This is a genomic window from Arthrobacter sp. 10N418 (assembly GCF_056394725.1).
In genome coordinates this window covers 1-771 of the sequence record NZ_JBFTIK010000067.1, presented here as the reverse complement: position 1 = coordinate 771, position 771 = coordinate 1, and the positions used below count along the sequence as shown (strand labels likewise).

Annotated in this window: 1 protein-coding gene; it reads right to left on the bottom strand. The window is 72.0% G+C overall.

Annotated features, from left to right (window positions below):
- A partial coding sequence (locus AC1DCZ_RS19340; protein WP_476976009.1) for an HNH endonuclease signature motif containing protein occupies positions 1 to 771 on the bottom strand: 771 nt, incomplete at both ends.

The window sequence follows — 771 nt, the reverse complement described above, 5'->3', positions numbered from 1 at the left end:
GGTCCGGCCAGTGGGGTGGTTCCCAGTCCTGGTGTTCGCTCGCGTAGTACCGGCCCGTCGGTGAAATCCACCCCGGCGGGTTGTCCTTGCCCGCCCCGGTGGGTGTCCACGCCGAGCCGTGTTTGAGGCGGTGGTGTTTGCGGCACGGCTGGCCCAGGTTCGAAATACCCGTGGTGCCTCCGTCGGCCCAGGCCAGGAGGTGGTCTGCTTCGTTATCCAGGGAATGGTTGCTGCAGCCCGGGAACGGACACCTGCCATCGCGCAGCCGCAGCCAGTGCCGCTGGGCCTTCGTAAGCCGGTAACTGGTCCGGCCGATTTCCAGCGGCGCCCCGTCCCGGGGATCCGTCAGGACCCGGTAGAAGGAATCGGCGCCGCCGGCAATCAGACGGCGGGCCATCGACGGCGGGATCGGCCCGTGCCCGTCCAGGACGGCCGGTTCCCCGGTGGCGCCCAGCAGGGACAGGACCGGGACGGTGACCAGGACCTGCGCCCGAGGCAACGGAACACCCCCGCACCCGCCCCCAACCATCCCCGCACCCGGACCGGTACCGGCGCCGGTACCGTCGGCTGTTCCGCTGGTGAGGAGCCAGGTGGCGGTGATGTCGGCGCGGAGCTGGGTCACGGTCCTGGCCTCGCCCGGGCCCTGCAGGGCACGGGCGGCCGCGGTGGACCGTTCCCAGATCCCCGCCGCGGTCTCGGCCGTGAGATAGGCCGAAAGCCACGCCATGCCGTCCCGGTCCGGGACGTACTCCACCCGCCGGTCCGCAGCGG